At 44.5% G+C, this 24,127-nt stretch carries 24 protein-coding genes; 4 read left to right on the forward strand and 20 right to left on the reverse strand.

The annotated features are described in order from the left end of the window. Positions 1-136 precede the first annotated feature (136 nt). Positions 137-2,029: a M13 family metallopeptidase gene (locus ACIPK1_RS03900; protein ID WP_074536170.1), complete on the forward strand. Its 1,893-nt coding sequence runs from the start codon at positions 137-139 to the stop codon at positions 2,027-2,029. A 50-nt stretch (positions 2,030-2,079) separates the two neighbouring features. Here the strand turns inward: ACIPK1_RS03900 and ACIPK1_RS03905 are convergent, their stop codons facing one another. The 3 genes from ACIPK1_RS03905 to ACIPK1_RS03915 are packed head-to-tail and all read right to left on the reverse strand — an operon-like array spanning position 2,080 to position 3,682. Then, the gene (locus ACIPK1_RS03905; RefSeq protein WP_008379310.1) at positions 2,080-2,379 is read right to left on the reverse strand and encodes a hypothetical protein; all 300 of its coding nucleotides are present in this window, start codon (positions 2,377-2,379) and stop codon (positions 2,080-2,082) included. Continuing rightward, entirely contained in the window at positions 2,380-2,943 is a 564-nt protein-coding gene (locus ACIPK1_RS03910) for a cysteine hydrolase family protein (RefSeq protein ID WP_008379309.1), read from the reverse strand. 43 nt (positions 2,944-2,986) lie between these two features. Continuing rightward, complete coding sequence (locus ACIPK1_RS03915; protein WP_005227823.1) at positions 2,987-3,682, reverse strand: 5'-methylthioadenosine/adenosylhomocysteine nucleosidase; 696 nt, start codon at positions 3,680-3,682, stop codon at positions 2,987-2,989. Positions 3,683-3,834: 152 nt separating this feature from the next. Here ACIPK1_RS03915 and ACIPK1_RS03920 point away from each other — a divergent pair, with 152 nt between their 5' ends. After that, positions 3,835-4,437 carry a class I SAM-dependent methyltransferase gene (locus ACIPK1_RS03920; protein ID WP_008379308.1) on the forward strand — a complete coding sequence of 201 codons (603 nt, stop codon included), beginning with the start codon at positions 3,835-3,837 and terminating at the stop codon, positions 4,435-4,437. A gap of 57 nt (positions 4,438-4,494) precedes the next feature. Here the strand turns inward: ACIPK1_RS03920 and macP are convergent, their stop codons facing one another. Together macP and ACIPK1_RS03930 are read right to left on the reverse strand one after the other, a co-directional pair. Next, positions 4,495-4,791 carry a cell wall synthase accessory phosphoprotein MacP gene (macP, locus tag ACIPK1_RS03925; protein WP_005233519.1) on the reverse strand — a complete coding sequence of 99 codons (297 nt, stop codon included), beginning with the start codon at positions 4,789-4,791 and terminating at the stop codon, positions 4,495-4,497. Continuing rightward, the gene (locus ACIPK1_RS03930) at positions 4,784-5,362 is read right to left on the reverse strand and encodes an NUDIX hydrolase (protein ID WP_008379307.1); all 579 of its coding nucleotides are present in this window, start codon (positions 5,360-5,362) and stop codon (positions 4,784-4,786) included. Before ACIPK1_RS03930 ends, macP begins: the two co-directional genes overlap by 8 nt. 218 nt (positions 5,363-5,580) lie before the next feature. Between ACIPK1_RS03930 and ACIPK1_RS03935 the strand changes: the two genes are divergently transcribed. Both ACIPK1_RS03935 and ACIPK1_RS03940 read left to right on the forward strand, forming a co-directional pair. After that, complete coding sequence (locus tag ACIPK1_RS03935; protein ID WP_008379306.1) at positions 5,581-6,222, forward strand: 5-bromo-4-chloroindolyl phosphate hydrolysis family protein; 642 nt, start codon at positions 5,581-5,583, stop codon at positions 6,220-6,222. Positions 6,223-6,318: 96 nt separating this feature from the next. After that, on the forward strand, positions 6,319-7,512 hold the full coding sequence (locus tag ACIPK1_RS03940; protein ID WP_005233515.1) for a toxic anion resistance protein: 1,194 nt from the start codon (positions 6,319-6,321) through the stop codon (positions 7,510-7,512). 84 nt (positions 7,513-7,596) lie between these two features. Here ACIPK1_RS03940 and ACIPK1_RS03945 read toward each other — a convergent pair whose 3' ends face one another. The 15 genes from ACIPK1_RS03945 to ACIPK1_RS04015 form a co-directional block, all read right to left on the reverse strand. Then, complete coding sequence (locus ACIPK1_RS03945; protein WP_301388123.1) at positions 7,597-8,928, reverse strand: cell wall metabolism sensor histidine kinase WalK; 1,332 nt, start codon at positions 8,926-8,928, stop codon at positions 7,597-7,599. Further along, positions 8,922-9,608, reverse strand: a complete 687-nt coding sequence (locus ACIPK1_RS03950; RefSeq protein ID WP_140966112.1) for a response regulator transcription factor — start codon at positions 9,606-9,608, stop codon at positions 8,922-8,924. Before ACIPK1_RS03950 ends, ACIPK1_RS03945 begins: the two co-directional genes overlap by 7 nt. Before the next feature lie 73 nt (positions 9,609-9,681). Further along, positions 9,682-9,840 (reverse strand): hypothetical protein, encoded by a 159-nt coding sequence (locus ACIPK1_RS03955; RefSeq protein WP_301388126.1) that lies wholly within the window; start codon positions 9,838-9,840, stop codon positions 9,682-9,684. Positions 9,841-9,881: 41 nt separating this feature from the next. After that, positions 9,882-11,195 (reverse strand): PASTA domain-containing protein, encoded by a 1,314-nt coding sequence (locus ACIPK1_RS03960; protein WP_194188295.1) that lies wholly within the window; start codon positions 11,193-11,195, stop codon positions 9,882-9,884. Further along, on the reverse strand, positions 11,188-11,862 hold the full coding sequence (locus ACIPK1_RS03965; protein ID WP_008379303.1) for an ABC transporter ATP-binding protein: 675 nt from the start codon (positions 11,860-11,862) through the stop codon (positions 11,188-11,190). The genes ACIPK1_RS03960 and ACIPK1_RS03965 overlap by 8 nt, the downstream gene beginning before the upstream one ends. Positions 11,863-11,874: 12 nt before the next feature. Further along, positions 11,875-13,329 (reverse strand): ABC transporter permease, encoded by a 1,455-nt coding sequence (locus tag ACIPK1_RS03970; RefSeq protein ID WP_060792591.1) that lies wholly within the window; start codon positions 13,327-13,329, stop codon positions 11,875-11,877. A gap of 272 nt (positions 13,330-13,601) precedes the next feature. Beyond that, the gene (locus ACIPK1_RS03975; protein ID WP_213354811.1) at positions 13,602-14,987 is read right to left on the reverse strand and encodes an APC family permease; all 1,386 of its coding nucleotides are present in this window, start codon (positions 14,985-14,987) and stop codon (positions 13,602-13,604) included. A 23-nt stretch (positions 14,988-15,010) separates the two neighbouring features. Continuing rightward, positions 15,011-15,877 carry a GRP family sugar transporter gene (locus tag ACIPK1_RS03980; protein ID WP_008379298.1) on the reverse strand — a complete coding sequence of 289 codons (867 nt, stop codon included), beginning with the start codon at positions 15,875-15,877 and terminating at the stop codon, positions 15,011-15,013. Positions 15,878-15,992: 115 nt separating this feature from the next. Beyond that, on the reverse strand, positions 15,993-17,030 hold the full coding sequence (gene sapS / locus ACIPK1_RS03985; RefSeq protein ID WP_008379296.1) for a two-component system sensor histidine kinase SapS: 1,038 nt from the start codon (positions 17,028-17,030) through the stop codon (positions 15,993-15,995). Then, a complete protein-coding gene (sapR, locus tag ACIPK1_RS03990; RefSeq protein WP_005227794.1) occupies positions 17,027-17,701 on the reverse strand; it encodes a two-component system response regulator SapR in 675 nt (224 codons plus the stop codon). The genes sapS and sapR overlap by 4 nt, the downstream gene beginning before the upstream one ends. A gap of 159 nt (positions 17,702-17,860) precedes the next feature. Further along, the gene (locus tag ACIPK1_RS03995; protein ID WP_005227790.1) at positions 17,861-18,064 is read right to left on the reverse strand and encodes a hypothetical protein; all 204 of its coding nucleotides are present in this window, start codon (positions 18,062-18,064) and stop codon (positions 17,861-17,863) included. A 19-nt stretch (positions 18,065-18,083) separates the two neighbouring features. Beyond that, positions 18,084-19,589, reverse strand: a complete 1,506-nt coding sequence (locus tag ACIPK1_RS04000) for a phosphomannomutase/phosphoglucomutase (RefSeq protein WP_301388138.1) — start codon at positions 19,587-19,589, stop codon at positions 18,084-18,086. 104 nt (positions 19,590-19,693) lie between these two features. Further along, positions 19,694-20,188 (reverse strand): methylated-DNA--[protein]-cysteine S-methyltransferase, encoded by a 495-nt coding sequence (locus ACIPK1_RS04005; RefSeq protein ID WP_400449959.1) that lies wholly within the window; start codon positions 20,186-20,188, stop codon positions 19,694-19,696. A 201-nt stretch (positions 20,189-20,389) separates the two neighbouring features. Continuing rightward, the gene (locus tag ACIPK1_RS04010) at positions 20,390-22,312 is read right to left on the reverse strand and encodes an ABC transporter ATP-binding protein (protein ID WP_306425334.1); all 1,923 of its coding nucleotides are present in this window, start codon (positions 22,310-22,312) and stop codon (positions 20,390-20,392) included. Continuing rightward, positions 22,251-23,990: an ABC transporter ATP-binding protein gene (locus ACIPK1_RS04015; protein ID WP_034878268.1), complete on the reverse strand. Its 1,740-nt coding sequence runs from the start codon at positions 23,988-23,990 to the stop codon at positions 22,251-22,253. Before ACIPK1_RS04015 ends, ACIPK1_RS04010 begins: the two co-directional genes overlap by 62 nt. Between the last annotated feature and the right edge of the window lie 137 nt (positions 23,991-24,127).

Raw genomic sequence — 24,127 nt, forward strand, 5'->3', positions numbered from 1 at the left:
TTCACCTGCCTTTTTTCTTATTATACCTTAGATTCTCCTCCTACTTGGATCAAAACCCTTTTTCGTCTAGAAAACTTTTCTTTGCGTCCTTACAGATTTTGTTTCATAATAGTAGAAAGCGAGAGGAGCGAAAGACATGACAACCTTGTTAAAAGATGATTTTTATGACTATGTAAATGGCGAGTGGCTGGAGACCGCTGTTATTCCAGCAGATAAACCCGCTACGGGTGGATTCCAAGATCTCGTTGACGGAATCGATTCCTTAATGATCGCAGAATTTGAAAATATGGCACACGATCCCCATGCTACGCCAAAAGGCCGCATGAAGGATGCTGTGGCTTTTTACCGCTTAGCCAGCGATTTTGCCCAACGAGAGGCAGCTGGCGCTACTGAAGCAAATGCACTATTAGCAAAAATCGAAGCGTTGCGTTCTTATGAGGAATTGAATCAGCAACTGGCAAGTTTCGTTTTAGAGGGCATTGCCTTGCCTTTCCAACTGGATGTCGATGCAGACATGAAAAATGCGCAAATGAATACTTTGTCGGTCTATCCGCCTGCTACTATTTTGCCGGATAAAACCTATTACACAGAAAATCCCCAAGCAGGCGAAATGCTGCAAGTCTACTTTGAGATGGCCGTCAACGTTTTAGTTGCTTACGGAAAAGACCAAGCAGAAGCGGAATCGATGGTAGAGCAAGCGATCGCATTTGATAAATTGATCGCCCCTCATGTCCGCAGTGCGGAAGAAAGTGCGGATTATAGTAAAAACTACAATCCTCGCTCCTTGGAGGAATTTGCAAAGCAAGCTAGCAAGATCGATTTTACACAACTCTTGACAGCCCTTTTACCAGGTACACCAGAAGAGCTGATCGTAACGGAACCCGCTTACTTTGAAGCCTTTGACATTATTGTTTCTGATAGCCATTTTGAACTCTTGAAAGGCTGGATGATCGTCAACCAAAGCTTGCGCTATACTAGCTATCTGAGTGAAGAATTGCGTCAGTTAGGCGGAACCTACAGTCGCTACTTATCAGGGATCGATGAAGCGGCTCCCCAACAAAAAGCGGCTTATTACTTAACGATGGGTCATTTTAGTCAAGTGATCGGTGATTATTATGGACGCAAGTACTTTGGGGAAATGGCGAAAAAAGACGTCAAACACATGGTGGAAACAATGATTGCTGTCTACCAAGATCGTTTGCGCAACAACACGTGGTTAAGTGAAGAAACCCGCCAAAAAGCGATTATCAAATTGAATCGTTTAGGCATCCATGTCGGGTACCCTGATCAAGTTCCTGCTATTTATGATCAATTGCATACCGATGAAGAGAAAAGTCTGTTGGCAAATGCCCTTCATTTCAATCGTTTGTTCCGAGAAGATACCTTCAAAAAATGGCAGCAGCCCGTGGATCGCGAGGAATGGGAAATGTCCGCCGCTACCGTGAATGCCTACTATCACCCATTTAAGAACGTGATCGTTTTCCCAGCCGCAATCTTACAAGCGCCCTTTTATAGTTTGGAACAATCCACCAGCGCAAATTATGGGGGGATCGGCGCGGTCATTGCTCATGAGATCTCCCACGCCTTTGACAACAACGGGGCAAAATTTGATGAATATGGTAATTTAAACAATTGGTGGACAGAAGAAGATTTGGCACACTTTGAACGCTTAGCTCAAGCGATGATCGACGAGTTTGATGGCCTGCCATTTGCCGGCGGTACCGTCAACGGAACATTGACTGTTTCTGAAAACATCGCCGATGCAGGCGGACTAAGCTGTGCGCTAGAAGCAGCGCAAAAAGAAAGCGATGTTTCTTTAACAGACTTCTTCACCAATTGGGCGAAGATTTGGCGTACAAAAGCCAAAGAACAATACCAACAGCTCTTACTGGCGATCGATGTCCACGGACCAGCGAAACTACGGGCCAATATCCAAGTCCAAAACATCGATGAATTCTATACCACCTTTGATATCAAACCTGGTGACCCTATGTATCGTGCACCAGAAGATCGTGTGCAGATTTGGTAAACAAAAGCGCAAGCAGATTTTTCTGCTTGCGCTTTTTCTTCGCCAATTGTTTATTTCTGTAAAGCTTTTTTCATCATACTAATCACAGAATCGAATTGAGAATGCTCATTGACGACTTGATCGGCTTTTTGTCGATTGGGGCGGTCTTTTAGAAAGTCGAAGATTTGGTTTTCATTCTGGATTCCTAGTTTAGCCATAAACTCATCCAAGTTCTGAAAATCTGTATACTTTTGTAAGAAGTCATTGTTCAACAACGCCTTCACATCAAGATTCCCTTTTTGATACGCTTGATAAAGGCTAGTCAGTTCACTGAAACTGAAATTTGCTTTTAATTGATCCATCCATCCCATTTATGCTTCCTCCTTCGCAGAAATGATTTTCGCACCAAGGGTATTTTCAAAATGGCGTAGTGCCCATTCATGTCCGACCGCGTCAAAGCTGGCAACGGTATCTGCATCGATCACCAGTTGGTAGCCTAAATTATAGGCATCCACTGCTGTATGCAAGACACAGATGTCGGTACAAACGCCGGTCAGGTACAATTCCGTGATCCCTCTTTCCCGGAGTCGGATGTCCAAGTCGGTACCACTAAACGCTGAGTAATGGCGCTTGTCGATCCAATAGACATTTGGCGCTTCCTGATAGGTTTCATAAAGCGGGGCTAAACGACCATAAAGATGTCGCCCCGCACTGCCCGCAAGATTGTGGGGTGGGAACAAGCGGTTTTCAGGATGATAGTTGTCTGTTTCCTCATGACGATCAATGGCAAAAACGACATACTCACCGGCTTCGATAAAGGCTTGCGTCCGAGCCACTAAGGCAGCTTCAATCGCTTGCCCAGCAGCACCCGTCGTCAATCGTCCCTCATCTGCAACAAAATCAAACGTATAATCAATGGATAGTAATGCTCTCATGCTTCCTTCCTCCTCTTACGGATCGGCTCTCCTGTTTTTTAAGTTACTTTAATGTTTCAACGAATGCCAAGACCATTTCAGCGGAACGCTTGCCAGCTTCTAAGATAAACTCATCAAAAGAGACGGTTGCTGCGTGGTCGGCGGTGTCGCTAATCGCGCGCACGATTAAGAAAGGAATATTGAATTGCTGCGCAGTCTGTGCGATCGCGGCTCCTTCCATCTCACAAGCCAAGGCATCTGGAAAATGTCCTAAAATCTCCTGTACTTTTTGCGGGTCATGAATGAAGCTGTCGCCTGTAACGATCAGTCCCTTTTTCACGGTATGATGGGTCGCTTCTGCGGCTTTTGTCATCTCACTGATCAAATAGCGGCTGGCTTCATAATACAAAGGCATCCCACCAGGCAACTGGCCATATTCATAACCAAAGCCCGTCACATCGACATCAAAATAGGCCACTTTATCTGAGATCACTAAATCCCCTACTTGTAAACCGGCACCGATCCCACCAGCTGATCCAGTATTGATCACCATATTGACCCCGTATTGTTGGATCAGTAAACTAGTGGTGATCGATGCCAGAACTTTACCAATACCTGAACGAACGACGATCACTTCATGATTGCCGATACTTCCTGAAATAAATAGTGCGCCGCCGCGTTCCCAAGAAAGCGGTGAAATCAACTGTTCCCGCAACGCCTTGATTTCTTCCTCCATTGCACCAATAATACCAATTTTCATGTGTTTGCCTCCTGCTTCTCGTTTATTTTTCATCCTTTAAAATGAAAAACAACAGAAATTCCCACGTATCTACTGACGTGTTTTTTCTCCTTTCATGATAAACTAGTTTTGACGAAACGAACAGTTTTTTGTCATTATCAAAGGAGGCACTTATGTCTGAAATTTTCAACGCCATGGCAGCAAAATACGATACCCCTGAACGGATCGCGTTAGCACAATTAGTCACCCAAACCCTTGAACCTTATTTTAAAGACAACCAGCACCAAACTCTGATCGATATCGGCGGCGGTACCGGCCTAGTAAGTCTGCCCTTAGCAGCTTATGTCCAGCACTTAGCCATCTGGGATACTGCCCCTGGCATGATCGAGGTTTCTGAAAAAAAAATCAACCAACTGCAGCTGGCCAATGCTTCTGCAACTGTCCACGATCTGCTGCAAGAATCCTTACAAGCAAAAGCAGACGCTGTGCTGCTATCCCTCGTCTTGCTGCATATTCCTGACACAGCCGCTATGATGGAAAAACTATACGCCTTGCTGCAGCCGGGAGGAACCCTTTATCTAGTGGATTTCCTTAAAAATCCCGCCGTGTCTCACCCGCTGGTTCATAATGGGTTTGACCCTGCCGCATTGACTCAACTGACAGAGGCGATTGGGTTTACCGACACTTCCTTTACCGTTTTTCATGAAGCGGATCATTTGTTCATGAATCAGCCAGCGGCCATGTTTTTAGCTATTTTGAAAAAGCCGACCGAATAACAAAAAAGCCGCACTTGCAGAAGATGCAGGGGCGGCTTTTTCTTAGTACTAGATGAATCACAACAAAAAGATCGCCAAACCGACGACGACTAACAATAAAGTGACGATCACAATGGCTTTCATTAAAAAACGGTTCAGATCCCGAGATTTCTGGTTCTCACCGGCACGGGTCTTCGTGATTTCTTTGTTTTTCTTGCGCACTTTTCGGTAGTGGTTATCAATTTGTTTTTCTTTTTGTTTCCATTCTTTCTTGCTTTGCTTTTCTACGATTTGCTGATTACGTTCAGACGCCGCTTGTTCTTCTTCGCGTCGGCGTCGAAGTTCACTGCGGGTGATCAATGGTTCTTTAGGCAAGTCCGTTCCTCCGTTTCAATTCCAGCAACTCCCAAAATTGGATCGCAAACACGGTCTTCGCATCACAGATCGTTCCATCAGCGATAGCGGCTTGTGCTTGCTCTAAGCTCAATTCATAGACTTCCAGCACTTCGTCTTCGTCTTGCGGTAAGGGATTTGCCACTTTTTCCAGCTCTTTCGCATAATAGACGTGCAAGATTTCATTCGCAAAGCCTGGTGAAAGGTACATAGAAGAAACATGCTCTAGCGTTTTTGCGCGATAGCCAGTCTCTTCTTCCAATTCCCGGGCGCCAGTCAAATCTGGACGTGCGCCTTCTCCTGGATCGATTTTGCCTGCTGGTATCTCTAAAATCACTCGCTCTAATGGCTTTCTGAATTGGCGAACGAACAGCATTTTGTTCTCACTCGTCAAGGCGATCACGGCCACCCCACCTGGGTGGAAGACTAGTTCGCGTTTACTGGTTCCACCATTGGGCAAGGAGACATCATCAACCACCACATCAATGATTTTGCCATGGAAAATTTCATTCCGTTGGATCGTTTTTTCTTCAAAATCTTTAAATTCTAACATCTATCGACACCTAACTTTCCTCATACGTCTTATCTATCAAACACTTTAGCATAATTTAGAAAAAATATCTTCTTAAGAAATAGCAAGAAAGCTTATGAATTTACTAAAAATCGGAAAATCCACCCCAAGTCTGATATTTTTCTTTTAGTGAACATGCTAAAATAAAGATGTCGAATAACCCAATCTACTTGTCCAAGAGATTTTTAGGAGGAGGAAAAATGAAAAAAAACATCTGGCTGATCGTTGGTGCGATCGTCCTCATCAGTATTATTTTTAACGTAGTAGGCGATTCATTTGCGAGCCTATTATTAATCGTCGGTGCGATTTTAGTCTACGTCGGTATCAGAGGACGTAAAGTTCCGGCAGCGGATCCACAAGTTTTGCCTTCTTTAACGAGAGAACGAGAAGCCCATTACTTGAAAAGCGGAATGACTGCTCGTGAGATCGAATTGTTCCGTGAAACGATGAATCAGACGAAACACCAAATCGATAAATACCAAAAAAATATCACTAGCAATAACAAGTTAAAAGCCATTGACTTGCGTCACGATGCCTTGCGTGCCTCAAAAGCTCTTTTCAAAGAACTCGTAAAAGAACCAACTAAACTGCCTTTGGCAAGTCATTTCCTTTATACCCACTTGCCCAATATGGTCGATTTGACCGATAAGTTCATTGAAATCAATAGCCATGAGATCAAAAGTCGTGAGACCTATGATAAAATCGAAGAAAGCACACAAATTATCGAGCAAATGGCTTCCTTGATCGCCAAAGACTACTCCCAATTTGTAGCAGACGATCTTGATGACATGGATATTGAGTTATCCATTGCCAAACAAAGCATAAAACGAGATAATGAATAGGGATAGATTCTGATTGGCAACAAAAAAAGAATCTAAAAAAAATCTAGCCCAGGCTAGATTTTTTTCGAAAGCAGACAATTATTAGGAGGAGTTATTATGAGTGACACACCAAATCAAGTAAAACCCGTAACGGATACGCTTGACGATTTATTGAACAACCCATTTTCAACCCCTGTCGACACTTTGACCACTACTCAACAAGCGGAGATCAGTCAGCTGAAAGAACAGCAAACAGCACCGCGTTTGATTGACAAATTACCGCCAGAGCGTCAAGCACAGGCCCAAGAATTAGCCAGCAAGATCGATGCAACTGACCAGCAAGCAGTCATCACCTATGGTGCAGCTGCCCAAACCAAACTTGGGGAGTTTTCCCAATCTATGTTGAACCATGTCCAAGCAGCTGATATCGGCCCTGTGGGCGACTCATTGACTGAGTTGATGTATCGCTTGCAAGAAGCTAATCCAGATGAACTGCGTGCAGGTGAAGGCAACTTATTCAAGCGGATGTTTGGTAAAGTAAAACAATCCATTTTTGAAATCACCGCTAAATACCAAAAAATCGGTGCCCAAATCGACAAGATCGCCGTCAAATTGGATAAAGAAAAAGACGGTTTGCTAAAAGACAACCTGATGTTGGAACAGTTGTATCAAAAGAACAAAGATTACTTCGATGCATTGAACATCTACATTGCCGCTGGCGAGTTGAAGATGCAAGAATTGCAAACCAAAATCATTCCTGAAGCTATGAAAAAAGCAGAAGAAACGAATGATCAAATGGACGTACAGATCGCCAACGATTACACGCAATTCCTAGATCGTTTAGACAAACGGACTCATGACTTGCGCTTGGCACGTCAAATCACGATCCAACAGGCACCGCAAATTCGCCTGATCCAAAACACGAACCAAGCGCTAGCAGAAAAAATCCAAGCTTCTGTCAATACAGCGATCCCACTATGGAAAAACCAAGTGGTCATTGCCTTGACTTTATTGCGTCAAAAAGATGCAGTTACGGCACAGCGCCAAGTTTCTGAGACCACCAATGATCTATTGAAGAAAAACTCAGAAATGTTGAAAGTTTCTGCTATTGAAACAGCGAAAGAAAACGAGCGCGGCATCGTCGACATCGAAACATTGCAAAAAACACAAAACGACCTTGTGGAAACGATCCAAGAAACATTACGGATCCAAAAAGAAGGAAAAGAAAAACGTCGTGCTGCCGAAGTGGAATTAGGTCATCTAGAAGAAGACTTGAAAGACCGCTTATTGGATTTAACTAGCAACAAGTAAATTTCACCTATCAAAAGAGGACTTCCATTCCCGGAGTCCTCTTTTTTTGAAAAAATTGATTTAAGTGAAGGCAGCAATCAAATCTCAATGAAATGAAACTTCAAAGTGATTGACGCCGTCTTGATCCACCGTCAAACTGATTTGCGCCTCCAGCATTTCTGTGATGGCTTTGGCGATGGCTAAACCTAACCCATAGCCACCGTCTTGATGGTTGCGAGAAGGATCCCCGCGGTAGAAGCGGTCAAAGACATAGGGAATTTTTTCTTCGGGGATCAGACAACCACTGTTGGAGACTTGCAATACTGTCTTTCGTTGCCGTTCGATTAGGGCCACTTTGACTGTTTCTCCAGCGGGCGTGTATTTCAAGGCATTGTCTACCAATATCATGGTCAATTGCCGCAAGGCTTGCTCATTGCTTTCAAGGTGCACCTGTTTAGCGATCTGTTCCTGATAGTGGATCCCTTTTTCCAGCGCAATCGCCTCCATGCTTTGATAAACACTTTGCACGACTTGAACTGCGTCGATCAAAGAACGCACCATTTCTTGTTCGGCACTTTCGAATTTGGTCAACAGCAATAAGCTATTCACTAGCTCATCCATCCGTTCGGAACCTAACTGAATGTTTTTCAGCCATTTCATCTGGCTTTCCAAGGTTTCTTCTGGACTGCCAGCTAATACCTCAGCATTGACTTGAATGATCGCCAGTGGTGTTTTCAACTCATGGGAAGCGTTAGAAACAAACTCTTTTTGTTTGCGCCAAGCCAGTTCCACCGGTCGCAAGGCTCGATTGGCCACATAAAAACTAGCGATATAAATACTGGCTAAAGCTAAAACGCCGATGAGCAAAAGCGTGTTTCTTAGATTTCTCAGACTGGTCTTATAATCGGTGACATCAAAAAACATTACTTGGTAATACGGCTCATAGCTATTGATACTGGTAGAGTACATTCCCATTGACTCATTATTGATGGAATAATGGCTGAAAGAAGCTACCAAAAAGAGGGAATAGCGCCAATAACGATCATTCAACTTCACCTCGTTTGGTACTGCTCCTTGCTTCGTTGCTGTATCGACCAAAGCGGCATACAGTTCGCTCTCATCGACACCCTCATCATCACTTTGGATCTCAACGTCGACTTGATCGCTGACAACTAAGCCAATTTCTCTGACGTCACTCGTACTATTGATGACAGTCAAAATCATTGGATATTCTGGGTCTGCCAGTGATTGACGCACTTCTTCCTCATCTAACGGTGCTGCAGCTAGGAGATTTGATTCTTGCGAGACGAGCGATTGGATCTCGTTTTCAATTTGGGTGGCATTCAAAATATAGATAAAGGTAAAGGCACCTAAGACAATGATCGAGATCAGTGCCATATTGAACCACAGCATTTTATTTCGCAATTTTTTTAACATGGCGGCTCCTTGCTCTGCAAAATGTACCCCGCATTACGGATCGTGCGAATGCCGATATCTGCTTCAAGCAGTGCCAATTTTTTCCGCAGCAAAGACACATAGATTTCAACGCGGTTTTCTTCCACATCGGGATCAAAGCCCCAAATTTTATTGATGATGGTTTCTTTTGATAAGATCACTTTGGGTCTAGATAAGAACAGTTCCATCAGTTTCATTTCTTTGGGTGACAACACCACTTGATTGCTAGGCGTGGCTAACTGCAGCTCATTACGATCTAAGCCCACGTTGCCAAAGGCTAACTGGTCTTCTTGATAATCCAAATCTTTTCTTCTGCCTAGCGAACGAATCCGTGCCAGCAACTCTTTCATTTGAAAGGGTTTCGTCAAGTAATCATCTGCCCCTGCATCCAAGCCGAGTACTTTGTCATCGACTTCGCTTTTGGCCGTCAACATAATGATCGGCGTGCGAATATTTTGCTTGCGTAACGTCTTTAGCAATGTGATTCCATCGATTTTGGGCAGCATGATATCCAAAACGAGAATGTCATATACACCACTCGCTGCATAATCTAATCCGGTTTCGCCGTCAAAGGCCAAATCGACGGAATAATGTTGTTTCTTCAATAAGCTGGCAACAGCTTCTGCGATCGATGGCTCATCTTCTACGAATAAAATCCGCATTGGTCAGTCCCCCTTTTGCACTCATCATTTCTTTTTCAGTCACTTTTCAGTAAGCACAATCATTCCTATAGACTCATTCCAATTGTTCTCCAATAAAACGTTCTGTTGAAACGATCCGCATGTGTACACTTGTTTGATGAATCCACATGTGTAGCAACAATGCTACCATACCGCTTAGTAAAAACACAAACAGCTTTTTCCTAAGGTCTTGAAAATTCTCTTGATGACGCATGGGTTTCCTCCTTCTTGCAGGTCATCGATAAATCCGCTCGACTATTCTGGATCAGTAACCGCTGGGGCTGTCTGATTGCCTAAGCTGATATCGAAGGTAATCGTATCTTCTAACGGTAAAAACTGATTGAACTTGCTCATCCCCACGATTGTCCCGTAGGGTTCTGCTGAATTGACATAACGGACTTGATAGCTGATGTTCGCCCCTTTTGAACGGAATTCATCAAAGAAGAGTTTTTGCAGATCCCCTTCAAGGATCTCGCTTCGACGGTAATCTTTGATATAAGGTTGACCTGCCGAATAGACGACTTCAATGCCTTGGTCATCTTTGCTGGTTAAGACGGTCCCGGCGGTCTCACTTTGCGAGATCAATTGTCCATAGGGCAGACTCTGAGTAAACTGCATCCGCATCCGCACAGTGACACCCTCAACAGCGGCCTGGGCATCATCTGGTAAAATCGTTGAAAAGTCTGGTACGGTGACCCCTTTCCCTAGGGAAATCGTTACTTGAAACGCATCCCGTTTCGCGATTTTTTCTTTTGGTGCCACGCTTTGTTCAATGACTTTGCCTTCTTCCACAGTATCCGAAGCCTGTTCTTTGACTTCAAGCTCCAGCTCATGGGCTTTCCCCCATGTTTCTACCTCTGCACGGGTTTTATCACTAAAGTCTGGTACTTCAATATCTTTTTCAAAGGTTTCTTCGCCTTTGGAATAAAAGACTCGTCCGACATCTCGACGATGATAGTTCTCTCGTGAGACTTCTTTATTGGTAAATTCTACTCGAATCGGTGCTTTTTCCTCGATCTCATCGTGGTATTCATCGACGATCGTCAAATTGCTTGCTTGATTTTTTTCGATCCACTCTGCTGCCTCGTCCCTCGTCATTTCCATAAAGTCTGGCAATGCCAATTTCTCTTCTGGATCAGGTCCTTGGCTCACGGTTAGATGCAGAGTGCTTCTTTTTCTGACTCGACTTCTGGCAGCTTCTGCTTGGGCGATCACTTGATTGGCTGGGGCTTCATCATAGGCTGGTGTGACATCAACCGCAAGATCATGTTCCGCTGCCCATTCTCTGACCTCTGAGATCTCTTTGTCCACAAAGTTATCCAACCGGACATACGCCAATTGGAAAAATAAAAAGCCGCTGAGTATAAAGAGTCCAAGCAAGGCAGCTAACCCTAGCAGTCGTTTTTTTCGCCGCTTCTTTTTGAAGGAGGGATCATGTTCGATCCCCTCTTCTAAAGAAGCTGAACCTTTTTCTTTTCGGGAAGCACGGGAAGAAGGTACTTCGGCTGCTGCTGATTCCTTGTCTGGCTGTTTCGGTTCTTCTTCAAACTTCGATAAAAAATCACTCATAGGCCGTCAACGCACCTTTTTTTAAGTAAAAAGTCTGATCTGACTGCTTGGCGATCTCGGTCGAATGGGTCACTACGATGATGCACTTGTTGTGGATCGCCGCTAGTTCTTTAAAAATATCCACGATTTCTTGTTCCATGCCTTCATCCAAATTCCCGGTAGGTTCATCGGCTAAAATGATATCAACGTTGGTCGCTAAAGCACGAGCGATGGCGACCCGCTGCTGTTCCCCACCGGAAAGCTGATTGACGAAACGATCGGCTTTCGTGGAATTGATGCCGATATAGTCCAGCAAACGATACGCAATTTGATCGTGCTGATCCGGGAGTTTGTTGTCTGAAATCGCCATCGAAACAAGGACGTTTTCTAAAGCCGTCAAATAAGGGATCAAGTTGTAACTTTGAAAAATCAGACTGATTTTGTTGCGGCGATATTCTTCATAACCGATCGTTTTGATATTTTTTTCTTCAAAAAACACTTCCCCATCGGTTGGCTGATCCAATGCACTGATCAAGGAAAGAAAAGTGGTCTTTCCTGAGCCTGATTTTCCTAAGATCGTGTAAAATTTGCCTTTTTCAAAGGAGATATTGGTTTTATCTAAAATTTTCCGGCGATTCTCGCCATCTTGGTAGTAATACGTCATGTCTTTTGTTTCTAAAATTGCCATGTTCATCGCTCCTTACAGCATGATTTTTTTCGGATTCAACCGTAAAATGTACAACAGCGGCACCACTGCCGAAAGCAAGATCGTCACGATCCCAGTCGCTAAAAAGGCGATCACATAAGATAAGGTATATTGAACGCGAAACGCCTCGTTGATCGTCGCTTGGTCGATTTTCGGTGCCCCCACAAAGAATTGTTCCATCCCTGCCTGGTTTGCCTCTAGCATACTGCTGGCTAACAAAGATTCAGAAACCATCTTGCCCAGCATATTCCCTGTAACCAAGGAGATCAGCATTGCACTGACACCAATCAACAGGAGTTCGATCACAATCTGTGCAAACACGTATTTCCGGCGTTCCCCTAACGAAAGGTAGATGCCTAACTCATATTTACGATCACGGGTAAACAACACAATGATCAAGGAGATAATAATCAAGGAAGCAATCACCGCAATCACTACGACATACGAGGAAATTTGTGATAAGCGATTCATACTGGTTCCCACACGGTCATACTCATCCGTAGAAGCATTGACCTTATAGCCATTTGGCAAGAGTGGTGTCACCTCTTGTTTGAATTGTTCTGCATCTTCTGGTTGATTCAAAATAAATTGCGGGGTAAAGAAATCCTCGTCAGATCCGGGGTCTGTAGCTGGAAACGCCGCTTGTCGCCCCGCACGTTCCTCTTCAACAATCGTTTTCACAGCATCATTTGGCATATAGATCCGATTGAAGGGACGATCATCAAAAGCAAACGAGCTGACTCCCCCCTCTTGTCCTTGTTCATTCGCTTTTTCTAAGCTGGTATTTTTAAAGATCCCGACGATTTCGATAGGATAATCATTGCCTTTTTGTTTCTCTGGATCTCCACCAGATGAATAATCGATAAACTGTCCATCTAATACCATGGTGTCACCAACGGTCAAGCCGTTTTCCTGAGCCACCTCTTCAGAAATCAACCCTACACGTTTTCCGGTACGCTGTTCCTCTTCTGTAAAGAAGCGTCCCTGTGTTAAATTCACCGTATCTTCTTCAAAATCCAACGGTTGTAAGAGATTGGTTCCTGTTAAATAGACCCAAGAATCCATACCTCCAGAAACCATGATATTCTCGTTTTCAACTTCTGGTCTAAAACTATAGGGTTTGAATTTATCAACAGCAATCATTGCTTCTCGCAAATAGTCATACTGTTTGACTTCCGAGCGCTCGCCAATTTGTTTGATCAGCTCCTCCGGCAGCGGCTGAATCTCCTCCATACTTGTGCCGCCCTCACTATTTGCCATCAAGGCTTCATAGTCGATATCGATCGTTGCGAGGGAACCTAATTGGTTTTTGATCTGCTTTTCGACATTTTGAGTCGACTGATTGACCGCAATTGCGCCAGCGATTACATTTCCTAAAATTAGAATAACAGCAAACAATATTGCAGATTTTCCTCGCTTTCTCGTCACACTCAGCCATGCCCGTTTCATATAATTCAATTGCCAACATCCTCTCTTTTTTCTCTAACAAAAGCATACTGGATGAACCTTTAGCGAATCTGTCATTTGGAAAATTTCTCAAAAAAAGCAGATTCATAGAGGACTTTTGATCAAGAAAGACTGTCGTTGCAATGATCAGCACCAGAAATGACTACTATTTGAATAACAAAAAAAGCCTCCTAAAACGCTGCTTATAGGAAGCTCGGCTATATTTACATAAAAAAAGACAAAAACCGCATCCGGGTCTTTGCCTTTTCACAATCCTATTCGTCAATTTTCTCATTTAATTCGCTATTACGATAGCCATATACAAAATAGATCGCGATTCCGATCACTAAAGAGATCCCAAAAACGATCCAGGTCGCCGTTTTTAGACGGGTCATCAAGAAGAGACAGCTGGCAACGGACAACAAAGGCAATAAAGGTACCAGAGGTACTTTAAATTCACCTTTAGCAGGTGGCCCCATCATCTTCCTCAGCTTGATGATCCCTAAGGACATTAAGATCATATACGACAATGCCGCAATGTTGGTCAATTCTGCCAAGATATTCAACGGGAAAGCTGCCGCAAAGAAGAAAGCAAAAACACCAGCGATGTAGGTCGCTTTCTTTGGTGTTTTATGCTTAGGATCGATGGCTTGCATGGCTTTTGGCAATAACCCATCTTTACTGATGGCATATAACAGACGCGCCAAGGAGTACATCATAGCGATCGTCACTGTTAATAAGGTCAAGATCGCCCCTACGGAAATGATTGATCCGACCACTCCATGACCGACATAACGCATCGCAAAAGCCACCGGATCATTGACTCCTAATTCAGCAAACGGCACGATTCCCGTCATGATCAGTGTGACAATGATATAAAGGACTGTTGCGATCGCAATGGAACCAATGATCCCCCGAGGGACATTTTTCTTTGCATCTTCAACTTCTTCCGCCGCCATTGCGACGGCATCAAAGCCAAGAAAAGCAAAGAAGACTAACGCTGCACCATTAAAGACGCCTGAAAAACCAAAGGGCATAAAGGGCTGCCAGTTGTCTGGTTCCACGAAAAAGGCACCAAAGACGATAAACAAGAGGATCACGCCGAATTTCACCCATACCATGGCATTATTCAAACGCAACGCTTTTTTCGCTTCTTGGCTGACCCACAAGGTTACGAAAATAATGACTAAACCAGCAATCAGATCAATGTAGGTCCCCTTGCTTGGATCATAACCGCCCGTCAAAGCGGTTGGTAAATGGATATCCGCACTGGCCAAGAAGCCTTGCACATAGCCTGACCAGCCAGATGCCACCGAAGAAACGGCCAATAAGAACTCGCAAATCAAAAACCAGCCTGCCAGCCACGCGGTAAATTCACCAAAAACGACATACAGATACGAATAGGCGCCCCCTAAAACAGGGATCCGAGAAGCAAATTCCGCAAAAGAAAGCCCTGATAACACAACAACGATACCAGCTACAACAAAGGAAAGAATCAATGCCGGTCCGGCATACTCAGCAGAAGCAGTCCCTGTAACAACAAAGATACCTGTGCCAATAATGGCGCCGATCCCCAACATAATCAAATCTTTTAACTTCAACTCTTTTTTTAAATTCGTCACACTTTCCCGTTGTATGACTTTTTTTCGAAATAAATCCATAACTCCTCCTCAAAAATATACGTTTATGTTGCTTTCATATACCCCAGCAAAACACCGCCGATAATCACCAGCAGACAACCAATCACCACATACCGCAGTTCTTTTTTGGTTTTCTTTTCGCCGAGAATAAAAATCCCGCCTAGCGTTGAAATGATGATTCCCATCTGCGACAATGAGAAGCCCACCGCTAGTCCGACTTGCTGAACCGTGATCAGCATGCAGACATTGCCGATGCCCCATAACAATCCTGACAAGGTATTTTTCCCTACAAAACGGTCGACCTTCGTCTTTCTTAAAGCAAATAGGCTGGCACCGATCAGCATCCCGACACTTTGTGGCAAAATGATCGCCAATGGGTCCAATCCTGCCCAAGTAATCAAAATCGTATAGGCGCCGTACCCAATCGTGGATGAGATCAATGCCCGAAATCCTTTAGGAAAATCAAGCATCTTGCTGCCGGCTTCTACCGGACTTTCACCATCTTGGCGAGCGGTCAGATAAGCCCCTATCACCAATAAGATCAATGCGCTAACACCTAATGCATAATCGCGGGTCTGTGTCCATTCTGCAAAAAACAATGCACCGGCGACCGTATTTAAAATTAGCTGCATCCCGGTTGAGAGCGGTAATCCAACAGACACACCTAAATATTTCATGCCATGGAATTGACCGTTTTGACCGACGGACCAAAAGAGACCAGACAAAAGACCGATCAAAATCACCTTTCCATCAATCACTGGCATCGTCACAAAATATACGACCAGAGAAAAGAAAAAGGCACCAATCGTCATTCCTAGCGTTTGCTGGTTCGCATCCCCGCCAAGTTTGGCACTTACTAAACCAATGCTGCCCCACGCAAACATTGGTACTAATGCAACGAGTATCTCCATTTCATTCATCCTTACCATTCAATTTTAAGCACAGGCTTTAGTGTATCAGTGAAAACGTTCTAGGGACAAGTGGTTTTTGTCAAAAAACACAAAAAGATACTCGAAAAAAAGCAGATTAGCGTTTTTCCTCATAATAACTCAACAAGGGAAAGAACAGCGTCATGGTGGTTCCTTTTCCAACTGTCGACGAAGCCGTTAGCTCGATGCCTAATTCCTTCGCTAAACTTTTCGCTAAAAAGAGCCCTAATCCCGTCGAGTGGGTGTCCGTTTGGCGCCCATTTTCGCCCGTAAAGCCTTTATCAAAGATGCGACGCATGTCTTCTTTAGGAATGCCGATCCCACTATCTTGCAAGTGGAGATAGGTTCCTTGGGCATCTTTTTCGATCCGAATTATCAGCTGCCCATTTTGTGGTGTGTACTTAACGGCATTGCTGACCAATTGTCGAAAGATAAAGCCGAGCCATTTTTCATCGGTCAACACTTGCTGATCCTCACCTTCAACGGCATAGTGCAGGTTCTTTTGGATAAAATAATTTGCCTGACTGCGTAAAACCGGCTGGATGACGGCTTTCAATGAAATTTCTTGGACCAGATAATCTTTTGAAAAGCTGTCCAAACGGGCGACGTACAAGACTTGCTCGACATATTCGTTCATGCGGTTCAATTCATTTTCTAGTAAGATGAATTTTTCATCTGGAATATCAAATTCGATCGAATGCAAAAGCAATCGTGATGCGGCTAAAGGTACTTTGATTTCATGGACCCACGAATCGATGTATTCCTTTTGTTCTTCTTGATTGCTGACGACTTGCTGCATCAATTCTTGGTGCTCTCGGATCAACTGATTGATGTAAGATTCGATCCGTTCTTCTTCCGCCGAGCGTGCTCCTTGCAAGTAGTTTTGCAGCAAGCTGTCTCCGGGCTTGGGGGTGATTTTTTGCCAAAAACGCCGCTTAGATAAGTAGCTGATTGCCAAAAAGAACACCATCAAGACACTTTGCATCAAAAAGAGATAGCCGACTGTACCCCAATCCATCGGGGAATGAGGAGTCAGCCAAAAAACTAAGACCGTCAACACGAAAAAGACCAGCCAGCCAATAAACAGCAGCCAACGATCTTTCAAAAAACTGCGCAAAACCCGCCACTTTGTCATGGTACGATATACCCTTGACCAACCTTGGTTTCAATGTAGCCATTCATCCCCGCTTGTTCGATTTTTCGTCGCAAACGATTGATATTGACCGTCAAGGTATTGTCATCTACAAAACGCTCGTCATCCCATAAGGCCCGCAAGAGTTTTTCACGACTTAAAATCTTGCCGTGATTTTTCATCAAAATATACAGCAGGCGGTATTCGTTTTTGCTAAGATCGATGCTTTCGCCATTGATATACATGCTGCTGTTGTCGATATTGAGGGTCAAACCGTTATGCACTAACGTCTCGCTGCTGCTTTCTACATAGTTGTAGGAACGGCGCAATAAGGCATTGATTTTTGCAATCAGAACGTCGATCTCAAAAGGTTTTGTCACAAAATCGTCCGCCCCCATATTCATGGCCATGATCATATCCATATTGGTATTGCGACTGGAAATAAAAATGATTGGTACTTTGGAAGCTTCGCGGATTTTTTGACACCAATAGTAGCCATCAAAAACCGGCAAATTAATATCCAGTAAAATCAGTTGGGGCTCTTGTTCTTCAAAGTCAGTCAACACTTGATGGAAATCCGTCGTGCCAAAGGTCTCAAACTGCCATTTTTCTAGTTCTTCGATAATCAGTTGGCGAATCACCGCTTCATCTTCTACTACCATTATTTTTGCCATATCCGTGAATTCCCTCACTTTGCGTAATTTTCTCCTCTTTACTTTATCAAATATCAAAAACGAATGCGAACATTAATCGCCGTTTTTAGCAAACCCTAAAAAACCTCTTCACTGTCCTGAGGAATCAGTGAAGAGGCAAACAAAAAACGGACGACTAGGTTACTCGATGATCTCAACAGTCTCAATTAGTAGTTTTCCGATAAACAATAAAATCCCATCGAAAAAAAGCACACTCATGTTGACACCTAATAGCATTGATAACCGTTCAACGACATCGATTTTTGGTCGTTTGTTCAAATAACGAAACAAGAAAAAATTCACACCATACGTCACTGCCATGATCAGCAGCATCAAGATCACCATTTTAGTTCCCTGCTTTTCTTCAAATTTTTGGTTGCTGTGCTAAAAACTGTGTCAGTTTACTTTGATCGATGGCTTCATACTGCGATAGGAAGCGACCGATTGCTTGAACGACTGCCGGTAGATGACCCGCTTCATCATTTTCGATCTGCAGCACCAGCAGTGGTTCGTGCAAGCTCATTCGCAGCAAGAACCAGCCTTGGCCATAGGGCGCTGTCAAGTTGATGCGAATGCCTTCCTCATTTTCTGGATCGATCTGCCAGCCTGGCAGCAAATGATCGGCTAAATCCGCGATCACTTGGCGACCATAGTCTTGATAGTCGGCTTTTTGGATCGCAAAGCGCAATTCTTGGGTCTCGGCGGGTTGTTGCAACGCCGCGATCAGCTCATCCAGTGTCGTGCCTTGCTGTTGCAATTGTGGCAGCATCATCAAGAGCTTGGCGATCACGTACGCCCCGTCATCTAAAAAGAAATTTTCTTTAAACGCGGCATGCCCGCTGGTTTCGATGGCTAACTGTGTGTCCAGTCCTGCTTCATTCAATTCAATCGCTTTGTTGATCACATTGCGGTAGCCAGAAATATAGCGTACTTGCTGCCCTCCCAGTGCTTCGATAAAGGTTTTTAAATGATTAGAGGTTGGTGAATTAGTGACGATACGCGTGCCAGGGTGTTCCGCTAAGATGATCTTGCTTAATACAGCAATCATATTGTTGCGGTTCAAGGGCTCACCGCTTTTGGTCACGACAGCCGAGCGGTCGACATCGGTATCGAAAATAATGCCTAGATCGGCTTGTTCTCGTAAGACGGCTTCACGAATACTTGCCATCGCCTCTTTATTGTCTGGATTAGGGATATGATTGGGAAAATGCCCATCCGGTTCTAAAAATTGCGAGCCATTCGTATCTGCCCCTAGCGGCAGCAACACTTTTTCAGCAAAAAAGCCGCCGGCACCATTGCCTGCATCAACAATGATCTTTAATCCAGCCAAAGGTTTTTCCTCATTGGTTCCCATCCCTTGGCGAATTTTTTGCAGTAGATCTTGGGCATAAGGCGTCAGCAGGTCTTTTTGCTGATAGCTTCCTTTTTCCGCTGCCTCATGAACGGTAGTGTGGGTCAAAATATAGTGGATATCCATTTTTTCGGCACCGCCTTGGCGGCTGAAAATTTTTATTCCATTAAAGTAATAAGGCAAATGACTCGCTGTCAGCATCACACCAGCATCACAGTCGAAATCCGCAAACTGTGTGCTCATAAACATGGCTGGTGTCGTTGCCAAGCCACAATCGATCACTGCCACGCCTTCTTGCTGCAGCTGTGCCATCAACACTTCTTGCAGTGCTTCGCCACTCAAGCGACTGTCACGACCGACTGCCACGCGAAAAGGTCCGCTGCCCTTTGTTTCCAACCAGTTGCACAAGCCCGAAGCAACTTGCCGAACCGCTTGCTCCGTCAGCGTCACCTGTTCTTTTTCTGTTGCGATCGCAATCCCTCGAATATCAGAACCATTTTGCAAATCAACGATGTTCATTTCCTCCACCCCTTCTTGTAACCGGAATCAATTTTATTATACCAGAGAAAAAAGGAAATGAAATTGCTTTTTAGTATTTTTTTACTATAAATAGTTTACTTTCCTTATTCTTTAAACGGAATCCCTTCCAGTTGCAGTAGTCGGCGTTTGGTTGCTAACCCGCCCCGATACCCCGTCAAGCGGCCGTTTTTTCCTAACACCCGATGACAAGGAACCACGATCATCATTGGGTTACGCCCCACTGCGTTGGCGACAGCTCGGACAGCGGTCGGACGTTGAATGCGCAGCGCCAAGTCACTGTACGTAGTGGTTTCACCATAAGGAATTTGGGTCAGTGCTTGCCAAACGGTTTGTTGAAACGGTGTCCCTACAAAATCAAACGCAAAAGTAAACGTCACTGGTTCCCCTGCAAAATAAGCTTGCAGCTGCGTTTCAATTACTGGATTAAGGTCAGCTATACTACTGATTTCAGCCAATGGAAAGAATTTGAGTAATTCATGATGATCCTGCTGCCGACCAAAATACACTAGCCCTTTTTCCGATTGGACCACCTCATACCATTCTTCGTCTAAAACGATCTTTGCCAATGCTAGTTTCATATTTTCACCTCATGGAATCCATTTTCCGCAGCACAACTGCTTACGTGCTGCCGCCGTTCTACGGCTGTCTCAGTGACAGTATACCATTTTTTCGAGCTGCGCAAAAAAACCGACTGGCTTACTGCCAATCGGTCGTTGCAAACAAGGGGAAAATAGGCAGATCGCCAGTCGCTGCAGCTTCAAGCCGTAGCAATGGCAGAATCAATCCAATTCGATTTTCCCAGTATATAGCTGATAATAGGTGCCTTTTTCTTCCAACAGCGTTTCATGGGTCCCCCGCTCAATGATACGGCCATGATCCATCACCATGATGGCATCGGAGTTTTGGATTGTAGACAATCGATGGGCGATCACAAACACGGTCCGTCCAGACATCAAACGATCCATCCCTGATTGGACGATACGCTCTGTACGGGTATCGATGCTTGAGGTGGCTTCGTCTAAGATCATCACTGGCGGATCAGCGATCGCTGCGCGAGCAATTGCCAACAGCTGCCGTTGACCTTGGGAAAGCCCTTCGCCATCGCCCGTGATCACGGTGTCGTATTTTTCTGGCAAATGGTTGATAAACATGTCGGCATTGGCTAGTTTCGCTGCTGCCAGCACTTCTTCATCACTAGCATCCAGTTTTCCGAAGCGAATATTCTCGCGAATCGTTCCAGTAAACAAATGGGTGTCTTGCAAAACGATTCCTAATGAGCGACGGAGGGATTCCAGATGGATTTTTTCAATATTGATACCATCATAGCGAATCTTCCCGTCTTGGATGTTGTAGAACCGATTGATCAGATTGGTAATCGTTGTCTTACCAGCACCTGTTGCACCAACAAAGGCAACTTTTTGCCCAGGCTCTGCATACAGATTGATCTCATGTAAGACCAGTTGATTATCGACATAGCCGAAATCAACATCTTCAAACCGCACGTCTCCCGTCACTTCCGTATAGGTAATGGTTCCATCCTCGTGGGGATGTTTCCACGCCCACGTGCCTGTTCGTTCTTTGGTTTCAACTAGTTGACCTTGCGACCATTTGGCATTGACCAGTGTGACGTAGCCATGATCGATTTCTGGCGTTTCATCTAATAGGTTGAAAATTCGCTCAGCACCGGCTAATGCCATGATCACAAAGTTGATTTGTTGTGATACTTGGCTGATAGGGCCATTCAATGAACGGCTCAGTTGCAAGAAAGAAGCGATCATCCCGACCGTCAGTCCAGAAACACCATTGATGGCAAACAGGCCACCAATGATGGCGATCAAGACATATTGGACATTTAGTAAGTTCATCATGATCGGCATCAAGGTATTGGCATTGACATTGGCTTTAGTGGCACTTTCTTGCAGTTGATCATTTAAGGCATCAAATTCTTCCATGACGATTTTTTCATGATTGAAGATTTTGACGACTTTTTGTCCGTGCATCATTTCTTCGATATACCCGTTGACAGCGCCTAAATCTCGTTGCTGTGCGCCAAAGAAGCGGCCGCTGCGGCGAGAAATGATGCGGATCACATTCAGCATCAAAATAACCGACAGCATCACGAACAGAGTCAATGGAACACTGATGGAGAACATGGCGATAAAGACAGAACAAAAGGTTACCGCCGCCATCATCAAGTTTGGAATACTTTGGGAGATCATTTGACGCAACGTGTCCGTATCGTTGGTAAAGTGACTCATGATGTCGCCATCTGAGCGGGCATCAAAGTAGCCGACTGGTAGAGACTGCATATGTGTAAACATTTGGTCACGGATTTTTTTCTGCGTGCCCTCACTGATCTTGACCATCATAAAGTTATAGATCAGTGCGGCCAAGATCCCAATCAGGTAGATGATCGCCATTTGGACGATCGCCCGAAACAAGCCGCCAAAATCAGGATTGGCTTGCCCTAAAAGCGGTGTGATATGATCGTCGATCACGACTTGTAAAAACAACGAACCACGAACGTTGGCAAAAGCACTTAACAAGATCATAACAACGACGAATAGGAGTTGTCCTTTGTAGTCGCCAAACATCGTTCGCAATAAACGTTTTAATGTGCGCTTGGGATTTGCTGCTTGTCTATTCTTCACCTTCACCAAATCCTTTCTGCTGCGAATGGTACACTTCTTGATAGATGGCATTGTTTGCCAACAATTCTTCGTGGGTACCGATGCCATTGATTTTGCCATCATCCATTACGATGATCCGGTCGGCGTCTTCGATCGAATTGATCCGTTGGGAAATAATGATCGTCGTCGTTCCCGGAATTTCTCGTTTCAAGCCTTCGCGGATACTGCGATCGGTTTTGGTGTCGACGGCACTAGTAGAATCATCGAGAATCAAGATTTTCGGTTTCTTTAATAAGGCGCGAGCAATCGTCAACCGTTGTTTTTGCCCACCGGAAACATTGTTCCCTCCTTGTGAGATCTGCGTTTCATATTTATCAGGAAACTCTTGAATGAAGGGATCGGCTTGTGCAATCGTCGCCACGCGCTGGATCTCTTCATCCGACGCCTCTTCATTGCCCCAACGTAAATTGTCGTTGATGGTGCCGCTAAAGAGTACATTGTTTTGCAAGACCATACTTACTTGGTCCCGCAATGCTTCTAAATCATAGTCGCGAACATCATGACCGCCGACGATGACACGCCCTTCAATCACATCATATAAGCGCGGGATCAGCTGGACGAGGGTGGATTTCCCGCTCCCGGTTCCACCAATGATCCCAATGACTTCACCGGATTCGATGCGTAGATTCGCATCGGTCAGCGCCAACTTGTTTTTGTCATTGGCGTAACTAAAGCCGACATTTTCAAAAATGATGGAGCCGTCTTTGATTTCTTTGACTGGCTCGGCGGGATTTTTCAAGTCACTTTCTTCATCTAATACTTCCACGACCCGTTCTGCCGACGTTCGTGCGATCAAAATCTGCACGAAAGCCATCGACATCATCATCAAGCTCATCAAAATCTGCATCGTGTAGTTGAACATGCTGACTAATTCACCAGTCGTCAGGCTACTTTGTTCCACGATCAACTGGGCACCAAACCATGACAAGAGCAACATACATGTATAGACTGCAAATTGCATCAATGGCATGTTAAAAGAGACGATTCGTTGCGCAAGAGTGAAATTCCGATAAACATCGGTGGACACTTCGCCAAACAGTTCTTCTTGTTGTTCTTCCCGGACATACGATTTCACGACGCGAACCCCTTGTAGATTCTCTTGCACCACATTATTCAAGCGGTCATAAATGCGGAATACTTTTAGAAATAGCGGGTGGGCAAAACGAATCACTAAGGCAAGGCCAATCGCTAAGATCGGTAAAACAACTAAGTAGATCGTCATAAGTTCTGGGCTGATGGTGCTAACCATTGCAAGTGAGAAAATCAGAACTAACGGACTGCGGACCAGAATACGAATAATCATTTGATACGCATTTTGGACGTTGGTCACGTCAGTGGTCAAGCGGGTGATCAAACTGGAGGAAGAAAAGCGGTCAATGTTTGAAAAGGAAAAATCTTGGATTCGGCGAAACAGATTGTGCCGCAGGTTGCGGGCAAAACCAGCCGAAGCGATCGCTGCCGTTCGTCCGCCAAGCGTTCCTAAAAGTAATGCGATCAAGGAACATAAAAAAAGCAAGCCGCCATCTCTTAGAATCACACCGGCGTCTCCTTTTTCGATCCCTTGGTCGATCATCATGGCCATGATCAGGGGCATAATGACATCTAAGGCAACCTCTCCTGCTACATACACAGGGGTCAGCAAGCTGTCCTTCTTATAGCTGCCAACATTCGCGAGTAATTTTTTTATCATTTGTTTCGTCCCTTCTATAGATGGCACTGCGGAGCCATTTTTTCTCGTTACCATCAAGTTTACTTTATCGATCCAGCGATTTCAAGCGGCTCGCTCGTGTTTTTTTTACAATTAGTAAGTAAAAACACCCTTCCAAG

This window comes from Enterococcus sp. NPDC086594 (genome assembly GCF_044746145.1).
Taxonomy (GTDB): Bacteria; Bacillota; Bacilli; order Lactobacillales; family Enterococcaceae; genus Enterococcus_D; species Enterococcus_D entomosocium.

What these genes read in the sequence shown, in the direction of transcription:
- ACIPK1_RS04015 (WP_034878268.1), bottom strand. Translation starts at nt 23,990, where the DNA reads ATGATAAAAAAATTACTCGCGAATGTTGGCAGCTATAAGAAGGACAGC.
- ACIPK1_RS03910 (WP_008379309.1), bottom strand. Translation starts at nt 2,943, where the DNA reads ATGAGAGCATTACTATCCATTGATTATACGTTTGATTTTGTTGCAGAT.
- sapR (WP_005227794.1), bottom strand. Translation starts at nt 17,701, where the DNA reads ATGGCAAAAATAATGGTAGTAGAAGATGAAGCGGTGATTCGCCAACTG.
- ACIPK1_RS04010 (WP_306425334.1), bottom strand. Translation starts at nt 22,312, where the DNA reads ATGCCATCTATCAAGAAGTGTACCATTCGCAGCAGAAAGGATTTGGTG.
- ACIPK1_RS03960 (WP_194188295.1), bottom strand. Translation starts at nt 11,195, where the DNA reads ATGAGTGATTTTTTATCGAAGTTTGAAGAAGAACCGAAACAGCCAGAC.
- sapS (WP_008379296.1), bottom strand. Translation starts at nt 17,030, where the DNA reads ATGACAAAGTGGCGGGTTTTGCGCAGTTTTTTGAAAGATCGTTGGCTG.
- ACIPK1_RS03975 (WP_213354811.1), bottom strand. Translation starts at nt 14,987, where the DNA reads ATGGATTTATTTCGAAAAAAAGTCATACAACGGGAAAGTGTGACGAAT.
- ACIPK1_RS03955 (WP_301388126.1), bottom strand. Translation starts at nt 9,840, where the DNA reads ATGCGTCATCAAGAGAATTTTCAAGACCTTAGGAAAAAGCTGTTTGTG.
- ACIPK1_RS04000 (WP_301388138.1), bottom strand. Translation starts at nt 19,589, where the DNA reads ATGAACATCGTTGATTTGCAAAATGGTTCTGATATTCGAGGGATTGCG.
- ACIPK1_RS03905 (WP_008379310.1), bottom strand. Translation starts at nt 2,379, where the DNA reads ATGGGATGGATGGATCAATTAAAAGCAAATTTCAGTTTCAGTGAACTG.
- ACIPK1_RS03995 (WP_005227790.1), bottom strand. Translation starts at nt 18,064, where the DNA reads ATGGTGATCTTGATGCTGCTGATCATGGCAGTGACGTATGGTGTGAAT.
- ACIPK1_RS03930 (WP_008379307.1), bottom strand. Translation starts at nt 5,362, where the DNA reads ATGTTAGAATTTAAAGATTTTGAAGAAAAAACGATCCAACGGAATGAA.
- ACIPK1_RS03980 (WP_008379298.1), bottom strand. Translation starts at nt 15,877, where the DNA reads ATGGAGATACTCGTTGCATTAGTACCAATGTTTGCGTGGGGCAGCATT.
- ACIPK1_RS03950 (WP_140966112.1), bottom strand. Translation starts at nt 9,608, where the DNA reads ATGCGGATTTTATTCGTAGAAGATGAGCCATCGATCGCAGAAGCTGTT.
- ACIPK1_RS03945 (WP_301388123.1), bottom strand. Translation starts at nt 8,928, where the DNA reads ATGTTAAAAAAATTGCGAAATAAAATGCTGTGGTTCAATATGGCACTG.
- ACIPK1_RS03970 (WP_060792591.1), bottom strand. Translation starts at nt 13,329, where the DNA reads ATGAAACGGGCATGGCTGAGTGTGACGAGAAAGCGAGGAAAATCTGCA.
- ACIPK1_RS04005 (WP_400449959.1), bottom strand. Translation starts at nt 20,188, where the DNA reads ATGAAACTAGCATTGGCAAAGATCGTTTTAGACGAAGAATGGTATGAG.
- ACIPK1_RS03900 (WP_074536170.1), top strand. Translation starts at nt 137, where the DNA reads ATGACAACCTTGTTAAAAGATGATTTTTATGACTATGTAAATGGCGAG.
- ACIPK1_RS03920 (WP_008379308.1), top strand. Translation starts at nt 3,835, where the DNA reads ATGTCTGAAATTTTCAACGCCATGGCAGCAAAATACGATACCCCTGAA.
- ACIPK1_RS03935 (WP_008379306.1), top strand. Translation starts at nt 5,581, where the DNA reads ATGAAAAAAAACATCTGGCTGATCGTTGGTGCGATCGTCCTCATCAGT.
- ACIPK1_RS03965 (WP_008379303.1), bottom strand. Translation starts at nt 11,862, where the DNA reads ATGGCAATTTTAGAAACAAAAGACATGACGTATTACTACCAAGATGGC.
- ACIPK1_RS03940 (WP_005233515.1), top strand. Translation starts at nt 6,319, where the DNA reads ATGAGTGACACACCAAATCAAGTAAAACCCGTAACGGATACGCTTGAC.
- ACIPK1_RS03915 (WP_005227823.1), bottom strand. Translation starts at nt 3,682, where the DNA reads ATGAAAATTGGTATTATTGGTGCAATGGAGGAAGAAATCAAGGCGTTG.